This is a genomic window from Pseudoalteromonas fenneropenaei (genome assembly GCF_042643375.1).
GTDB classification, from domain to species: Bacteria; Pseudomonadota; Gammaproteobacteria; order Enterobacterales; family Alteromonadaceae; genus Pseudoalteromonas; species Pseudoalteromonas fenneropenaei.
This window is the reverse complement of sequence record NZ_JBHRSD010000002.1, coordinates 303,285-320,239: the sequence shown is the minus strand read 5'-3', so window position 1 is coordinate 320,239 and position 16,955 is coordinate 303,285. Positions and strand designations below refer to the sequence as shown.

At 41.4% G+C, this 16,955-nt stretch carries 16 protein-coding genes and 2 pseudogenes; 12 read left to right on the top strand and 6 right to left on the bottom strand.

Annotated elements, in window-relative coordinates:
- Positions 1–944 (top strand): hypothetical protein (locus ACFOEE_RS02740; RefSeq protein WP_377120671.1); only part of this gene is annotated, 944 nt, incomplete at its 5' end.
- Positions 937–2,205 carry a GNAT family N-acetyltransferase gene (locus ACFOEE_RS02735; RefSeq protein WP_377120669.1) on the top strand — a complete coding sequence of 423 codons (1,269 nt, stop codon included), beginning with the start codon at positions 937–939 and terminating at the stop codon, positions 2,203–2,205. The genes ACFOEE_RS02740 and ACFOEE_RS02735, both read left to right, overlap by 8 nt.
- Before the next feature lie 922 nt (positions 2,206–3,127).
- Here ACFOEE_RS02735 and ACFOEE_RS02730 read toward each other — a convergent pair.
- Positions 3,128–4,169: pseudogene (locus ACFOEE_RS02730) on the bottom strand (IS110 family transposase).
- A 273-nt stretch (positions 4,170–4,442) separates the two neighbouring features.
- Between ACFOEE_RS02730 and ACFOEE_RS02725 the strand changes: the two are divergent.
- The 10 genes and pseudogenes from ACFOEE_RS02725 to ACFOEE_RS02680 all read left to right on the top strand — a co-directional run.
- Complete coding sequence (locus ACFOEE_RS02725; protein WP_377120667.1) at positions 4,443–4,757, top strand: hypothetical protein; 315 nt, start codon at positions 4,443–4,445, stop codon at positions 4,755–4,757.
- A gap of 30 nt (positions 4,758–4,787) precedes the next feature.
- Positions 4,788–5,330 (top strand): GNAT family N-acetyltransferase, encoded by a 543-nt coding sequence (locus ACFOEE_RS02720; RefSeq protein WP_377120665.1) that lies wholly within the window; start codon positions 4,788–4,790, stop codon positions 5,328–5,330.
- A gap of 389 nt (positions 5,331–5,719) precedes the next feature.
- Positions 5,720–6,298 carry a pyridoxine/pyridoxamine 5'-phosphate oxidase gene (locus tag ACFOEE_RS02715; RefSeq protein WP_377120663.1) on the top strand — a complete coding sequence of 193 codons (579 nt, stop codon included), beginning with the start codon at positions 5,720–5,722 and terminating at the stop codon, positions 6,296–6,298.
- 89 nt (positions 6,299–6,387) lie between these two features.
- Positions 6,388–6,828 (top strand): hypothetical protein, encoded by a 441-nt coding sequence (locus ACFOEE_RS02710; protein WP_377120661.1) that lies wholly within the window; start codon positions 6,388–6,390, stop codon positions 6,826–6,828.
- A gap of 163 nt (positions 6,829–6,991) precedes the next feature.
- Positions 6,992–7,480, top strand: a complete 489-nt coding sequence (locus tag ACFOEE_RS02705; protein ID WP_377120659.1) for a DUF1579 domain-containing protein — start codon at positions 6,992–6,994, stop codon at positions 7,478–7,480.
- A gap of 205 nt (positions 7,481–7,685) precedes the next feature.
- On the top strand, positions 7,686–8,987 hold the full coding sequence (locus ACFOEE_RS02700) for a S41 family peptidase (RefSeq protein ID WP_377120657.1): 1,302 nt from the start codon (positions 7,686–7,688) through the stop codon (positions 8,985–8,987).
- Between the two features lie 145 nt (positions 8,988–9,132).
- The gene (locus tag ACFOEE_RS02695) at positions 9,133–9,549 is read left to right on the top strand and encodes a hypothetical protein (protein ID WP_377120655.1); all 417 of its coding nucleotides are present in this window, start codon (positions 9,133–9,135) and stop codon (positions 9,547–9,549) included.
- Between the two features lie 59 nt (positions 9,550–9,608).
- Positions 9,609–10,004: a trypsin-like serine protease gene (locus ACFOEE_RS02690; protein ID WP_377120653.1), complete on the top strand. Its 396-nt coding sequence runs from the start codon at positions 9,609–9,611 to the stop codon at positions 10,002–10,004.
- Positions 10,005–10,116: 112 nt separating this feature from the next.
- Entirely contained in the window at positions 10,117–10,932 is an 816-nt protein-coding gene (locus tag ACFOEE_RS02685; protein ID WP_377120651.1) for an alpha/beta fold hydrolase, read from the top strand.
- A gap of 127 nt (positions 10,933–11,059) precedes the next feature.
- Positions 11,060–11,229: pseudogene (locus ACFOEE_RS02680) on the top strand (transposase); the annotation flags it as partial.
- 54 nt (positions 11,230–11,283) lie between these two features.
- Here the strand turns inward: ACFOEE_RS02680 and ACFOEE_RS02675 are convergent.
- The 5 genes from ACFOEE_RS02675 to ACFOEE_RS02655 form a co-directional block, all read right to left on the bottom strand.
- Positions 11,284–11,865, bottom strand: a complete 582-nt coding sequence (locus tag ACFOEE_RS02675) for a hypothetical protein (protein ID WP_377120649.1) — start codon at positions 11,863–11,865, stop codon at positions 11,284–11,286.
- Positions 11,866–12,127: 262 nt separating this feature from the next.
- Positions 12,128–13,612, bottom strand: coding sequence for a tryptophan halogenase family protein (locus ACFOEE_RS02670; protein WP_377120647.1), 1,485 nt, complete (start codon positions 13,610–13,612; stop codon positions 12,128–12,130).
- Between the two features lie 30 nt (positions 13,613–13,642).
- On the bottom strand, positions 13,643–14,671 hold the full coding sequence (locus ACFOEE_RS02665) for a cupin-like domain-containing protein (protein WP_377120645.1): 1,029 nt from the start codon (positions 14,669–14,671) through the stop codon (positions 13,643–13,645).
- 5 nt (positions 14,672–14,676) lie between these two features.
- On the bottom strand, positions 14,677–15,378 hold the full coding sequence (locus ACFOEE_RS02660; protein ID WP_377120643.1) for a SapC family protein: 702 nt from the start codon (positions 15,376–15,378) through the stop codon (positions 14,677–14,679).
- 18 nt (positions 15,379–15,396) lie between these two features.
- Positions 15,397–16,941 carry a tryptophan halogenase family protein gene (locus ACFOEE_RS02655; protein ID WP_377120641.1) on the bottom strand — a complete coding sequence of 515 codons (1,545 nt, stop codon included), beginning with the start codon at positions 16,939–16,941 and terminating at the stop codon, positions 15,397–15,399.
- Between the last annotated feature and the right edge of the window lie 14 nt (positions 16,942–16,955).

Here is a 16,955-nt window from a genome sequence, read left to right as displayed (position 1 = left end):
GTTCAACAAGGGATTATGTGACACAAACAACGTGTCCCATAAATACTAAGATGTTAACTGTCTTGTTTAATTTTGGGGCTGAATTCATGGAATTAGAAAATGATATAGTTATTACTGGTAAGGTTGTTGGATATAAAGGTGATAATTCACTTATAAAAGGCGTTATTTCTAATGAACACTCTTTAGATCCTATTAAAGTTGAATTGATTCGAAAGCAATTCCAGATTGTAGGTGATATCTCGCTTATCCCTATGTTGGAAACTGAATTATTTGGCTATTTTAATAATAATCATTCAGAAGCCTTAATAATTCCTAGTATGTGGGAATCAGGTGGCACTGAGAAAACTATTCTTAGGCTTAAAAAATTGAGGGAGAGGTTTGACTTACATGTAAGTAGTAATCTAAATAAAATATTCGATCAAAGCTCCACAAAGTTTCTCATTAGCCCCCTAGTTAATGAAGCTGAAGGATTGAAGATTCAAGCACATGAATATGCATTACATGAATTAGGCCATATATCTAATAACTCGTTATTGAAGAAGTATAAACAGGGGGTGTTTTCTAATTTATCTTGCCAAGCTATTGAAGAACTAAGGGCTGATTTGATTGGCTGGGCTATAGCTCATAATGTTTTTGATTCAGCTTACTGTGTTGATATCTTCCTATCAACTTTATGTTTAAGGCTTGGTTATGACTACCATCGTTTCGATAACGACTTAAATCCTCATAGTTTATGCGGAGAGATGTACATACAATTTTTAAAGCATAAAAAAGTTATCAAAAAAGAAAATGGTAAGTATAAGTTTTGTGACATCTCTTTTGATTTTATGGAATTATTTGATGAATTAATAAACTGGGCTATTGAATCTTCAATAAATGTAGACTCATATGAGTATGGATTAGACAAAAAAATCTTAAAAAAAATTGGAGCTTGGTATGAGTGATTTAACTTTTGAATTCAGTGATTTGCTTGGTTATATAATAGCGATTTTATCATTGTTTGTTTCATTTTGGCTACATTACAAATCTAAAATAACCGAACTAAATAGCAACGTTTATAAGCAGTCTTTAATCGATATTTCTAAAATGATTCACAATGTTGCTTTTAAAACTGTTTTAGAAACCAAGAATTATCCTTCAGATGTTGAAGGGTTATCTAAACAACGTGACCTTCTAACTTCCTCTTTAGAAAGCATTCAAGAAATTGCCAAGAATAAATTAGGGGATGAAATTTTAATTGGAGATTACGTATATGGAGATAAGCTTAGCCGACTAGAGCTGAGCTCATCAGTTTCTGATATATGGCTATTTAGCCATGATTTAAAACCTGATATTGATGAATATGAAGTGCTCAAGATCGTTTCAATGAATTTGGCTGCGGGAAAGAAGTACCATTATATTTTCCCTAGCGACCTTGATGAAGAAAAAATAAATACGTTTAAGAATAGAATACAAAATCAGCTTAGAAAGATTAAAGGCCGAAAACAAAGTGGGTTAAGTAATTTATATTTTATCCCTATAGATAGAGCAGTGAATATAGATCTATTTGCTCGTGGGAATATTGCTATTTACGAGTTTGAAAAAGAAGTAGATAGTGGAACTGTTGATGGATATATGGAAATTGTCCTCCCTAACAAAAGGAGAGGTTCATTATGGATACGTCAAGAGGGAAGTGTTACAAGTTCACTTTTGTATCAATTTCAGCATTTATCCAAGCAGAACTCTAAAGTTGATATGGACCTAGTTTTTAATAATACAGATTCAGAAAAGTCTATTATCGTAAAAATTGTTGAAACACCTGAAGAGTTCGAATTTGTTAAAGATATACGCCGAAAAGTTTTCATAAATGAACAAGGTGTAACTGAAGAAGAGGAATTTGATAGTGTTGATGAAAAAGAATGTACTCATTTGATAGCCCTTTCTGCTGGGAAGCCTATTGGTACATTACGTTTTTATCCAATAGAAAATCAGGTTCAAATTGGACGTGTTTGTGTTCTAATCGAATTTAGAGGAAAAGGGATTGGAAAGATATTAATGCACAATGCTCTTCAGTTAATAAATATTCAATATGTTAAAAGCGTAGTATTAGAATCACAATTAGAAAAAATAGGTTTCTACGAAAAGTTTGGCTTCATTCCCTATGGTGATTTATTTATTGATGCAAGAATACCTCACAGAAAAATGGTATTGTGTTTAGACAGTTAACAAATTGCTCAAAGCGGATTCCATAAACTGCTCCGTTTTTTGCTATTACGCTTCGCGAGCAAAAACCGGCCCAGTTTATTCCACCGTTTAGCAAAGCGTTATGCTTAATCACGTAAAATCAGTAGCTTATGCTTTTTCTTTGTTCCCTCAGCTTTTTGGCTTTGAGCTTGTCGGCAAGTTGGCTTCAGTGGGCGCTGTTTTCCGGACACTTATTCTTTGGCGCTGAAAATTCAGAGTGTTGCCTCAGTCAATTTTCGGGTAAGCGCGAGGTTAGTGCGGCTAGCTCAATCAGTACTTCGAACTTAGGTTTCTGAGTTTTAGCAGCCAAATTTCAAAGCCTGATTTTCAAAACTTATGAGTCATTTCGGCTTTCTACGTTTTGGCTTTTGTTTGTAAATCAAAGTCGAGTTAATCTTGGTTTAGGAAAAGTTTAACCCATTGAAGCTTAAGCATAACACATATGAGCCTTCTCAAAGTCAATAGGTAATATCATTCTTTTGGCCGCGTTAGCGGCCAGTTTATTGTCCATTAGCAAGATAGACTGCTTCATCTGTCATCATGGTTGCCAAGCGATGGCTTGCAACAAACACATATCGGGGCTCTCTTATCTCACTCTCAATGAGCGCCTGCTGATCTCAGTATCCTTACTGACAGCAGGGGCACCAGACATTCATTGGTTAACCTATTGCTGGCACTATTCAACGTGTCGGGCTTAAAGCCAGTTAATTTCAGGCTCAGCATAGGTGCATACCATCTTGCTGATGGTAAATGCGCGGCGACAAGGTGTCTAATCAAAGCGCTCTGGCTACGGCAGTGTGCCAGAAGGTGGGTGTTCAGTTTATTGCTACGGGCTACCCACTCTTCAGTTGAGCATCAAGCATGATGTTCGAGTTAGACCTTCAGCTCACCTTGTCCCGCGACTTTAGTCGGCTAGGAAACGTTTTTCATTGGAGACCTTTTGATTTTTCAGCATGTAATATACACAACGGCCAATTTTATGCGCTAGGGCGGAGAGTGCCTTTGCCTTGCTCATACGTTTTTGTAGTTTTAACAAATAGTTTTTGGCTTTGTCATTACCGCGTAAGTAAAGCACTGCAATTTCGCCGAATGCCCATTTCAAATGAGCGTTACCAATTTTATTACCTCGGGTGCCATAGCTTTTACCAGCTGATTCGGCTTTGCACTTTATTAAGCGGCTGTAGGAAGCAAAGTCCTGTACAGTGTTAAAGCGGGCGATATCACCAATCTCTAGAGAATAGTCAGCGCTAGGATGCGGCCAATGCCTGGAAAGCTGGTGAGGATATGATAATCACTACCGTTATGATGTTTAGCATGCTTTTCAATGAAGCATTCGATAGCGCTGAGTTCATGGTTGTAAAAGGCAATAATGTTTAAATCTAAATCAATATTACGTTGTACAAACTGATCGTCAAAGCGATCCCGCATCGCATCGCGGGCATAGGGATAGCGTAAGTTCAGATCATTAGGGGGTAAGTTGTACTGACTGGTGGTGTTTTTAACATGTGCTTTTAAGTCCGCCCCATGACGCACAATGCGGGTGCGGCGGCGCAGCAAATCACGGACAGAGCGCATTGCCGATGGGTACACGTAGGCTAGAGGGAAATTTCCACCACGAATAAGATGAGCGATTTTATAGGAATCAATACGATCGTTTTTGGCTTTGCCGCCATAATAGCCTTCATGTATAAGGCATGACCAAGGATAAAATCGATGCCGTGCTTAGCACAAAAGTCACTGACCCAGTACCAGCAGTGCATGCATTCGACACCGACAACGATATTGCCGATATAAGGGTTTAATAAATCAAACAAAGGCTCTGGCAATGCCTTGATTTCTCGGTGTAATATGGTTTCACCCGTGGCATCCAGAATACAAACGTATAATGAGCGAGCATGCAAATCTATTCCACAATAGTACGGATGTTGTGTAGTATAAAATTTCATTGGGTCTTCTCCTTTTTGGTTTGGTCGCCTTCCAGCTTAGTCAATATGGCTGAACTGGGGGAGAAGGCTCAATGAGTATCAAGGCAAGTCAATCTGACAGCTTACTCTCCACTTGTGTTCGTGCGGGAAAAGCTTCGCACAAACACAAGTTCCGTTTCAGCTGCAGTTGCTTGCGGCGTTATGTGGCATGGAGATAAATTGAGAACCTCAAGGATAGTCAAATACACTTTCATCATGTTCGTAATGCTTACAGCATTAAGTACATTTACGAGTATGGTAATAGGAATAGACAATTTAGCGGCACTATCATTTGGCGAATATTTTACATATCAATTAATGCCGCCATCTTTGTTAGCAGTAGCCATGTATGCGCTAATGGCGAAACGAGACTCAGCTAAAGCCTGGAGCTACACTGCCAGTGTGTTTTTGTTTGGCTTCCTAATGGGCATGTTAATCCTTTCGTTGCTGATGCAAGAACTGTATATCCCACCAACATGGTTCGTAGAGCTTCCTTTGTCGGTAGCCTCGGCTATTTTTGGTACTTTAATCGGGATAAAGTGGGGTATAAAAAGTGCGTCTGCCACATAACAAACGCATGAATGAATGGACGTCTAAAGCTTGGCTGACGCTCGTTCCTCGCTGATTTTAGCCAAGCTTAATCCGCCCATTATGCAGGCGTTAGGCATCTTATTACCATCAAGGAAGTATCAATTGGAAATCAATTTAAGAGAAATAACTGTCGAGAATTGGCTCGACATGATCAATTTAGAAATTACAAAAGAACAAGAAGACTTTGTTGCATTGCCCTCTGAAGCAATAGCAGCCTCGAAATTTTACGAATACTATATCAACAGAGGAATTTATCTAGGCGACAAGCCTGTAGGGTTTATTCAATACTATCCGAATTTCAGAGACGGAAAGCCCAAAGAAATCTTCATTGACCAGCTTTTGATTGACGTCGAATTTCAAGGGAAAGGATATGGCTCTGCCGCTACCAAGCTAGTACTTGAAGAAATTAAGAATCTAAGTGGCTTTGACTCTATCTCTATTTGCTATGTCGAAGGGCACGATATAATGAGAAGATTCTTTGAGCGGTTTGGGTTCAAAGTCATCGAACAAGATGAATTCGATGAGACTATTATGGAGCTGAATTATGCCTAACAATCGCATTAAAACGCTCGCAGGCTCGCTGGGACGCTAACACATGGGCAGCGTCACTTTGTTCCTAATTATAGCTCGAGTGTTATCGCCCTTTATGTGGGCGTTAGCAGGCTTTCGGGTTTTAAGGGTTTTTAGTCAGTAGTTTTGTTCGGGCCTAGCTCGCGTTTGGCTTTCCAAACAGCACTGGCAAATAGTCAAAGTTCGTCAGTTTGTAGGTTTGCTGCAAACGTTTAGTAAATTGGCGCTGCTCTTCGTGGCTTCGCTTAACAGTTTTACAGGTTCCGGTTGGCTCGCCGTATCGCAGTTGGCTGGTTTAGTTTTTAATAAAAGCAGTCGGACGCGTACCGCGCAGCTGTTTTGGGCGTTATACCTGAATAAGATAGAGGCTTATGGACAATCCGATAAGTAAATTTGAAAGTTGGTGGCAGGAAGCTTTAGCCGATAGCCAATTGCAGCAAAAAAGTGCTGTATGTGTTTCCACAATTGATGAGAATGGTTTTCCAGCGGGCAGGTTTGTCGATTTAAAGTCGGTCAGTGATTCAGGCTTTATTTTTTGCAGTTATTTTGATTCAGCCAAAGGCAAGCATATTGCGCGGGAGCCAAAAACTGCAATGACAGTCTGGTGGGATCATGTTGGTTACCAAATCCGAGTTGTTGGTTCAGCTCAAGTGATAACTGATGTTGAAGCTGATTACTTTTGGCAAGACAGAAGTAGAAGTGCACAGGTAATAACAACCGCCTTTGAACAAAGTGAAATATTAAATTCAGAAAGCGATTTGGTCATCCGGCTTGAGGCTGCATCAGCACAATTTGCAGACCGGCCTATTCCCAGACCCAATAATTGGGGTGGCTATTGTATTAAGCCTATCTCAATTGAGTTTCTCACATTTCGGGAAAGCCGATTACACCTGAGAGAGTTGTTTGAGTTCAAAAGTAATGGCTGGGTTAAACAACTACTTCAGCCGTAAAAGTATAACAATCCGCGTCATTCAGGGCCTTCGGCCCTTGCGACGCTCGCAAATTCGCGCGCATGCGCGGGGCGTTATGTGTCCAAATTATGATTAGCCTTTTTAGACGAACTAGGATTATTGATACACCACTCAAAGTAGAAAAAGTTATTGAGAAGTTGAATCAGATCAACGGTAAACAAATCAGTCAAACTAAGAGTGTTGAAGTTACAAGCAAAGGAACAAGAACCTTCGGTGTCTCGTTTCGTAACCCTTTAGCTGTAAGACAGATGAATTATTCAGTATCAAAGGAAATTTGGATAGAGAATTACGAAGCTGGTGCAAAACTTCATGTGAAAACTAGACCGATAGTATTTATCTGGGCTTTACCATTACTTATGTTAACAATGCTGCCCAACCTGTTGTTCGAGTATGGGTTTGCCGGTTTGCTTATTTACTTGGCCCCTCTGGCTTGCATTGATTTATTGTTTTTGGGGAAATCGATCCCAGAAAATAAAGCTCTTGATTTATTAGTTAATGGTCAGTTTTGATGGCACATAACATCTTAGTATTTATGTGACACAAACAACGTGTCCCATAAATACTAAGATGTTAGCCACCCAATAATGTGCAGCCATCAAAAATAAAACTGTATAAACAACCAGTGCTTGTGTTATCGTGTTCTAAATTAGAGACAATACACAAGGTAGTAATATGTTACTGGATTTAGAACCGAATGCTCTTCAAGATTTTGACTTCATAATTGGTAATTGGAATGTAAAGCATCGCCGCTTAAAAGATATTCTAAATGGCGGTGAAGAATGGATTGAGTTTAATGGGCTATCTTCAACCGTTAATACCCTTGGTGGTTATGGAAATATCGAAGATGTTCAACTTAATTTCCCAGATTCGTCAGTAAGAGCAAAAGCTATTCGTTCATATAATTCTGAAAAAGGAGAGTGGTCTATCTGGTGGCTAGATGGTCGAAACCCGAATGCACTAGATACGCCAGTTGTTGGCAAATTCTCCGAAGGGATTGGACGATTCTATGCGGATGAAGTCTACAATGACACTCCAATTAAAGTAAGATTTCTTTGGAATTCAACTAATCCCAAAAAACCTACATGGGAACAGGCGTTTTCTAAAGATAATGGAGAAACTTGGGAAACCAATTGGTTAATGGAATTTTCTCCAATAAATTAGTACGTTGTAAGTGGCTAACAAGTTGCTCCAAAGGACAATTTATACGTTCACACTTTTAGCTGAACCGCTCGCGGGCAAAAACTGCGCCCATATAAATTGGCTATGAGCAAAGCGTTAGCAACCTAATTGAGCATATAGAAATTTTTTAACCCCTTTTGGTGTGCTTGAGCGTTATTAAAAAATAACTAAAAATTACAGGAAGAATATGAATAACAAAGTTTTAATATCTCTCTTCATAATTCCACTAGTTTTATCCAATGTAGCGAGTGCAGCAAAGTGCAGCGATGTCTCAGAAACTATTGCAAATAAACTGGAAAACAACTACGTCATACCAAGTACAGCAACCAAACTATCTCAGCTAATACGTTCAAAGACTTTTATAACGGGTTGCAATAACCTTCAATCAAGTGAAGAAATAGCCGAGTTTATGACTTCAGAATTAAACAAAATTGCTAATGATAGACACCTCTCTGTTGTTTATGACCCACAATGGGTAAATGAATTGAAAACATACCGTTCTTCAGCACAAACTGAGTCGTTTGCGGATAGTCGAGTCATGGAGACTCCGACAGATAACTATGGTTTTAAAAAAGTTGAAATGCTTGATGGCAACATTGGTTACATCGACATAAGAGCGTTCTCTGACAGTCACTTAGGTGGTGAGACGCTTGAAAATACGATGAAATTTTTACAGCATGCCGATGGTATCATTATTGATTTAAGGAACAATTTTGGCGGTAGCCCATTTATGGTGACTTCCTTAGCAAGTTACTTTTTTGACTTAGATACTGTTCATTTATCGACTTTTGAAAGCCGTGAGAATGGTGTGTTAACTCAAACGCAAGATTGGACTTCTCCTTATGTTCCGGGTCCTAGGTTTAAAGATACTCCTCTTTATATTCTCACCAGCAGTAATTCTGCATCCGCTGCTGAAGGCTTTAGCTATGCAATGCAAAGTTTGACCAGAGCAACCATTGTTGGAGAGGTAACTGCTGGAGCCGCTCATGCTAGAAGAGCAGAAATAGTAAATAACGATTATATTCTCACATTACCATCTGCACGACCTGTTGACCCCAGAACAAACGATAATTGGGAAAGAAAAGGTGTAAAACCAAATATTGAAACGAGCAGCGACAATGCACTTAATGTAGCTTATGCAGAGGTGCTTAATTCCTTAATCAAAAGTAATAGTAAAAACCTTGGTTTGCATCAATGGGTCTACCCATTGGTTAAAGCAAAATCGAGCCAATACCAGCCAAGTCAAAGTGATTTCAATGAGATAGTAGGTACGTTTGGAGAGCGCAAGATATTCCAAGAAAATGGTAAGCTCTTTTATCAATATTCAAATGATCCAGCGTTTGAAATTGAGTTGCTTGATAAAAAGACCATCGTTTTTAAAGCGTTTACTGAAGCAAGACTACAAGCAATATATAAAAATAAGCAAGTCATTGCATTGAAAATGCTCTCTTTGGGTGAGGATGAAAGAGTGTTTCAGAGAACGATGTAAAAATTGTTATCAAGGCTGTTAACACGGACAAAAAATAGTTGGCTTTGCTCGGGTTACCCTCGTACCTCACAAAATTTTGGCCAACTATTTTTAGCCGGTTACAACGGCGTTAGGTTTTTAATGACTTCTACTCAAACGAATAAGCATGATTAATATACTTACTATTATATTCCTTATACTTTCATTCACTTGCAATGCGGTTGTTAAGCGACATGATGTTCAACCAGAAGTGTATGAAGTTAAAAAGATCCCTGATTTTTTTATTGATATGCCGCATGAAGGAGCTGCTGTTCTTATTGATAAATATTGGTTGGTAACTGCTGCGCATGTAGTCTTTTACGATTATCACGATAAACCCATAATGCTTCATGGCGTAGAAAATAGAATTGAAAGGGTTATCTTCCATCATGGATACAAGGAAGACCCAGGCAATCGGGGGCAAGGAGTTGCTAAGCCATTAATAGATTTTTTGAGCAATCGAGATGATATAGTGCTACTCAAATTAGCTGAACCAGTTGAACATTTAAACCTATATCTCGATACTATGATAATAAAGAAATAGGTGAGGAAATTACTATATTTGGTAGAGGAGCAACTGGTACAGGTCAGACGGGAGAAATATTGACTACCAAAGCACCTTCTCTTTGGGAAAGTATTTCAAACACTATAAGATCTCCGTTTACAGATATAGACGAAACTCAAGCTAATAGAACACTAAATAATTATAAAAATATTATAGAGTCAGCAAATGAAAACTGGTTTACGTTCCGGTTCGATAGGGCTGATGATGCACTTCCACTTGAAGGAAGTGTTGGTTCAGGTGATAGTGGAGGTCCTGCAATTATGGTGCAAGATGGCATACCTGTGCTTATCGGATTAGCAAGTTGGCAAGAATACGAAGGTGATTTAAAAGATTATGTCGGAGGAAAGTATAGGGCTGTTTCTGTATTTGTCAGAATCTCATCATACAACCAATGGATCGATAAAACCATCTTGGCATACGGAAACAAAACCTAACAAGGTTTTTTCAGTCGAACTCGCAACAGCTTGCTCGGTTCCACTTCGTTTCACATTTTAGCAAGCTATTACTTGCAGCTTAAAACGGCGTTAGTGTTTTGAGGAGATTTTTTTGAAATTCATTTTGTTATCTATCTTTGTGTTGTCCTTTTCTGTGGTCGCAGAACCGAAGTTTTCAAAGATTGGGGACTTTGAACTGGAATATGAAATCGCTGGCAGTGGAGAGTATACAGTCCTTCTAGAAGGCGGTGCTGGTGCTGGTTTATCAGACTGGGATCCTGTCTTCGATAAAATTGCTGAAAAAGCGACAGTTATTCGCTACTCAAGGGTAGGTAATGGTAAGTCAACTACAATAAAGCGTCATTTTACTTCTGACGAGTATGCTAATTATGCCAGCCACCTTTTACAAAATTTAGGGATTACGCAGCCTGTCATTTTAATTGCTCATTCTTATGGCGGAAATGTAGCTAGGGATTTTGCCGTGGCTTACCCTACTCAAATACAGGCACTACTGATGCTTGATCCCTCTTCGGAGCATGATGTGGATATTATGCGGGCTATTAATTTAGAGCAGGCTAACAAAGAAATTGCCGCGGTTAAGCTTGCTGATATGGAAAATGGCATGTCAAACAACTACTTGGATTTTTGGAGTAAGAGACCTTTACCGAACTACCCACAGATCAAAGATATGCCTGTTACTGTTATTGCCTCTATCAAAAAAAATCCCAATCCTCCACACTTGCTTGCTAGTGACCAAGGTGTAGCCAAGTGGGGTGAGACATGGAAACAATGGGCTGAAGCTTTTCCACAAGGGCGGGCCGTGTTAACAGAGAAGAGTGGTCATTTTGTGCAGTTTGACGAGCCTGAATTAGTAATGAGTGAACTTAACCAACTTATTGAGCGGCTTATAAAAAATAAAATAAAATAGACACCCACAATTACTGTTTTTTGTTCTTTGACTATCTTTTATCTATCTGGGTAAAAGGTAGGCAGCATTGATGGCAACGGCGCGTAAAAGACAGGTCAGCATGGCGGATACCAAATATTATCACTGAATTTTGCGCTGTATTCGCAGCGCCTTTTTGTGCGAAGAAGACAGAGTAACGGGCATAAGTTATGAGCATCGCAGGCAATGGGTGGAAGATAAACTGCTTGCGCTTGCCAAAGTATTTTGTATTGATGTCGAGCATATGCGGTGATGAGCAATCACACGCATATTGTATTGTAACGGACAACCTTTAGGGAAAGATTGTCCATAGTGATAGAGTACTAGGCAATATTAGTAGCTAAGTTCAATTTGACCAACGGTTATACTGCCTTTATCCCATGTTGTTCTACACCTTAAGTCTAGAACAGCGCCACTTTCGTAGTTATTGTTTAAAGTTGTGGTGTAGCTAACAAATTGCTCTGCTGTTACGCTTGAGTCTGATATATCTGTCCAATTAAAAGCTTTACCGGTATTAAACTTGAACCATTTATTTATACCACCATCACTCACTTTACGGATCGTTGAAATCATACAGGAGGCATTGGTACCGGTTAGTCCTTTAGTTAACCCATAAACGGTTAGCGTAAATTGGCCAATATTGGCATTGAGCGGCACGCTACAGTTGAAGTACCGCTCAGTTCTTAAATAGGTAGGATTGTAAATAAATTCTCCATTTGCCGTGGCGCCTGTTTGCTCGCTGTGTTTTTGTGTTAACGCTGCTAAGTTACCAACCGTATTTGCATGCTTAGTGAAAGCTGCAGCCTCTAGCTTGGTATCCAAAGCACAGTTATTTGCACCTGAGTACAACTCAACAGTAGCGTAGGCAGAGTTTGCTGCAAATAATGAAGCGATAATCGCAAGTTTGGTTTTCATACTAATTCCTTGTTTTAGTTAGCGAAGTCGGCACATTAACAGGGTGTGATGATTTAGTAAATAAAATGATTATAAATATTAATGAAAGTGTTTTGAGGAGAATGATAAGTTAAGTTACAAATGTGAGGTGACAGCGCAAAACTAAAGAAGCGGACTCCACTTGTGAGCAAGGTTAGCAGCTAACAAGTTATTAAATTTTATTCCGGCCACACACAGCGAGGATGCCACAAGGCAGCCTCGCTGCGCTGAGGCCAACCGAAAATTATCCCATCTTACAATAATGATTTAAATAATCCTGATGACTTGGCAGTTGCGCAACGGTGCGGGCGACTTGGTTTTTTAACTGGCCCAGTAGATTTGCTAACTCTTCGTCGCTCATTACATCCACGATAGGGTGATAGCTTTTGGGCATAATTCGTTGGCCAAGCATGACTTGAGTCCAAGAATTTTCACCAAATAGCTCATTGCCAACTTTAAATACTCGGCCGGTGTTTTCGAATAGCGCAATACGATGGCGTAGCGAGTCAGGGATTTCTATACTGCTGCAATGGCGCCAAAAGGCACTGTCGCGACGTTCAGTGGCGTAATAGTGAAGGATGATAAAGTCTCGAATATTGTCGACTTCTTCGCGGGTTTGTTGGTTAAACTCGTCAATATCAGCTTGAACAATGCCTGCCTGTGGGAACAATTGCATTAGTCGCACAATACCACGTTGGATCAAATGAATACTGGTTGATTCCAGCGGTTCAATAAAGCCTGAGGCCAAGCCAAGCGCAACACAGTTTTTATGCCAATGTTTACGCCGTTGCCCAGTAATAAACTTAATCACACGGGCTTCATGTAATGCCTCAGCAGGGAGGTTTTGCATTAATGTATGACGGGCTTCATCATCCGACATAAAACGGTCGCTGTAGACAATACCATTACCCATGCGCGTTTGTAATGGAATTTGCCATTGCCAACCTGCGGCATGGGCAATCGCGCGGGTATAAGGCTTGGGGGCGCTATTTAATGCGGTTTGCACCGCAATTGCCGAGTTGGCAGGTAGCCAATGGCTCCAGTCGTCATAACCCGTATGTAGCGCTTGCTCAATTAATAGTGCTCTAAAGCCAGTGCAATCAATAAACAAGTCGCCGTCAATAACGCGGTCATGATCAAGCGTAAGGCTTTTGATATAACCAGTTTGCTCACACAAGTTTACTCGTTGAATTTTGCCTTCAATGCGTTTTGCGCCATGTTCAAACGCCATTTTTTGCAGGAATTTGGCGTATAAAGAGGCATCAAGGTGATAGGCATAGTTCAAGCTTTGTTTATGTAAGTGGGCAAATTTACCTTGCTTGGCGGCAATTAACTCGGGGCAATAGTCGCCAAATTCACTGGCCATTCCTTGAGCTTTACCTTTTAACCAAAAATGCTGAAAGCCTGCCGCCCAGCAGTCTTTGCCAGTGTAACCAAAGGAGTGAATATAGTTATCGTGCTCAGCGGCCCAATTTTCAAAGCCGATACCGAGTTTAAAGGTGGCATTGGTGGCTGCCATAAATTCTTGTTCGTTGATGTGCAGTAAGCGATGCAAGGTCAATAATGTGGGGATTGTGGCTTCGCCAACCCCAACTGTGCCAATTTGGTCAGACTCGACAAGGGTGATATCGAGAGTTTTGCCGAGCAACTTTGCTAACGATGCTGCCGCCATCCAACCGGCGGTGCCACCGCCTGCGATCACTACTTTTTTAACTTGATTATTGAGCATCTTTATTTACCACTTTCATCGCTTACACGCTTATTTACGCATTAATTGTTGGGCTAATTGTTGTTTTAGTTGCTTGATTAGCCGCTCGTCAGTGTCTCCAAGCCGGCCTTGTAAGTGGCTTGGGATATGGTCAATTGATTGGGTATCAGCAAACACATAATGTTCAAAAAGCTGTTGCCACGCGCGTTTTTCATGAGTGGGCAAATGGCGCAGCGTTAAGATGGCATGGTTGAGTGCCTCAGATGGGCTGCCCGCTGTCGTTGGCGTATCGCGCCACCAGTAGTTGATTTGCGCATTAATGGCTTCCAAACCTTCCACATAATGCCACCACATGCTTGGAATATAAACGCAATCACCGGGGGCTAAATCAACCACTAATGCATGTTCTAGTGCCTGTTCGAATTTTGGGAAACGTGCAAAATCCACTGCCGCAAAATCAACCATGCTAATGGGGCGCCCCGCTGGATTAAAATCCAACGAGCCAATATATAGGTTTTTAACCTGCTCAGGGGGGAACAAAATAAATCGCCGTGTGCCAATTATGTTGCAGGCTAAATTAAGCGGAAAGTCGCTATGCGCCGCCACTTTGCTTTGCTGCCCAAGCCACAGGCTGGTGAGCGGTTGGTGCGCCTCAAGGCCACAGTGATGCGTTTGTGCTAACCGCGGAAACCAGCGCTCAATTAAGGTTGAGCCCAAGTAAAACGTGCTGCTCCCCGTTGGTGATGGGGTTTTTAATTGTGCTGCGAGCCGAGTAAATGGCCCTTGATGAACGCGAAAATTAAACCCAGTGAAATTCTCGTTATAAAAAACTCGGCCGTTGGCAGTAGGTGCCACTTCAAACACAGTGACTGGCTCTGTGGTTGCGTGCTCGCTCAAATAATCAAGCGCAGTTAGGCTATCTTGCTTGGCTAACGCGACAATTGGCCAATCAGCCACTTGTTGGCGCAGTACCACAGGGGTTGTCAAAGCGCTCAGTGTGGCAGCAAGCTCAGTTGCTGCGATAGGTGGGTGCTCAGCAACAGGAGCAAGGCTTGTGATATCAAGCGGTTCAAGCGCCATTTGGATTATCCCTGTAGCGCGTTGGCTTTTTGCACTAAGTTTGCTAACTGCGATTGTGACGCCAGCATCATATAAATCGCATCTAACATACCTTGCTGCTGCAGTGTTTTTAAGGTGTCGGCGCTGAGCTCGGCCAGTTTGTTTTCATTAATAGTATAAAGACCACTGAGCTGCATGGTTTCGCCACTATTGAGTTCGATATCAAGCGATAGCGACTCAAGTAAATGATATTCCAATAACGAGCTAATAAACTGCGCATTTTCAGCAACACCTTGATGCAATAACTCAAGAGATTGACCAATGCGTTCAAGGTACGGTGTGTACGCGCCAAATTCGCCAAAGAGCGCTTCGCCTTGGGTCGTTGAGATTTTAGGGCTGGCTAGGTCAATGTGGATCACGCGCTGCTCACCTTGCACACCTATTGAGAACGGCAAACGTTCTATTGCAAGCGGAATATAGCTAGCTTGCCAGCAATTTTGCTGCAAAAACAAGTTTTGTTGAGGCTTTAGGCCAAGTAGCGCGGTAGGGAGAAATTGGCCTGTTTGGCTGTCTTTTTGCAAAAATATTGGATAGTGCGCTTGTACCTGACGAAATTCAGACACAAAGGTAAATGCATAATGGCAATCGTCGCCAAGCGCTGCTGATTTGTCGGTGATTATTTTTAAATCTTTATGCTCGGCAAAGTTTAAGAGTACGGTTTTAGTCATTATTATCTGCCTCTAAAGTCACACGGTGGCTAGGCCGTGCTTCAAAATTTTGTTGATCAGCTCTCGGTTGCTAGGCAGCCGCAGCTGCTGCGTTAATTTTTGTTGAAAGGCCGGATATTCCTTCGCAGTTTGCGCGGCAATACGTTGCTGCTGGCGGTTTAGCTTTAAACTGACATTGGCTGGTGCATTTTGCATCCCATAATACACATACTGCCAACTCGCCGCAGGAAACAGCCCTTCAATCATAGGTAAATCATAGCGGCTGGGGAGTGTGGTTGACCATTTTCTTAACCATTGTTGTAAACGCGCGGAGCAGTACATGCCATCCTGATGCTGGCGCCAGTACGCCTCGGTGCGTTCACTGAGCACATAATGGAGTTTAAGAAAGTCGACAATATCTTGCCAACGCGCTTTAAATAAGTGGTTAAATGCGGCAGCGTTATCTGCCAGTTGCGCGGCTTGGTAGGGGAATTGCTCCACTAAAAACCGCGCAGAAAGCTCAACCATAGCGAGCGCGGACGCCTCAAGCGGCTCAACAAAGCCTGCCGCCATGCCGATAGCGAGCACATTCTTATGCCAAAACTGTTCACGATACCCAGGGGTAAATTTAAATAAGCGTGGCTCTAAGTCTTTGATATGTGGGTACTTTTGCGCAATGTAAGCCATAAGGTTCGCGGTTGCGTCTGCCTCACTACAGTGATCACTCGAAAACACATGGCCAATACCCGCGCGGTTTTGTAAGCCGATTTCCCAGATCCAACCATGTGGTTGCGCTGTTGCTAAGGTTGCAGATTGAATGGGGTGCTGGGCACAACTATAAGGAACTTGAACCGCCAGTGCAGAATCATTAAATAGCCTATCTTTAACACTATGAAACGGCACTTGGTAATGCTTGGCTAATAGCACACTGTCAAAACCGCTACAGTCGATAAATAAATCTGCAGTGATATCACCATATTGCTGACAAGTAAGGCTGAGAATATGTTGTGTTTCAGCGCATGCGTTGACCGCGATTACTTCATCGACTATCAGCTTAACTCCAAGCGTTTCGCAAGCATGTTGTTTAAGCAGTGCGACAAAGCCATTGGCGTCAAAATGGTAGCCATAGTTATTGATAGCGGCGTATTCTGGCGTGGTGATGTCTTTAGGTGCAATGCCTTGCTCAATTAAGCGCGGCTGCCCTGAAACGACATGAGCAAAAGGTAAATGATTGGCCTGCGCGGCCCAAAATAAGCTGCTATCAATACTGGTTTGTTGCCAAGGGGCTGAGAAGGGGTGATGGTAAATATCGCTGCCATTACGCCAGCCAAAAAACGCGGAACCTTGTTTAAAAGTGGCTTGGCAGTGACGAACTAAATCGCTTTCTTTGATGCCAATACGCTCTAAAGTGCCACGCATGGAAGGCCAAGTTCCTTCACCAACACCAAGTGGCTTAAGTGAGGGGGATTCTATGACGGTTACTGAGTTTAAATGGTCGCCTAATTCTGCTTGTAATAAGGCTGCCGTAAGCCAACCTGCTGAACCACCACCGAGTATAACCACATGATTTATCGTATTATTCATTCTGCTTACCACAT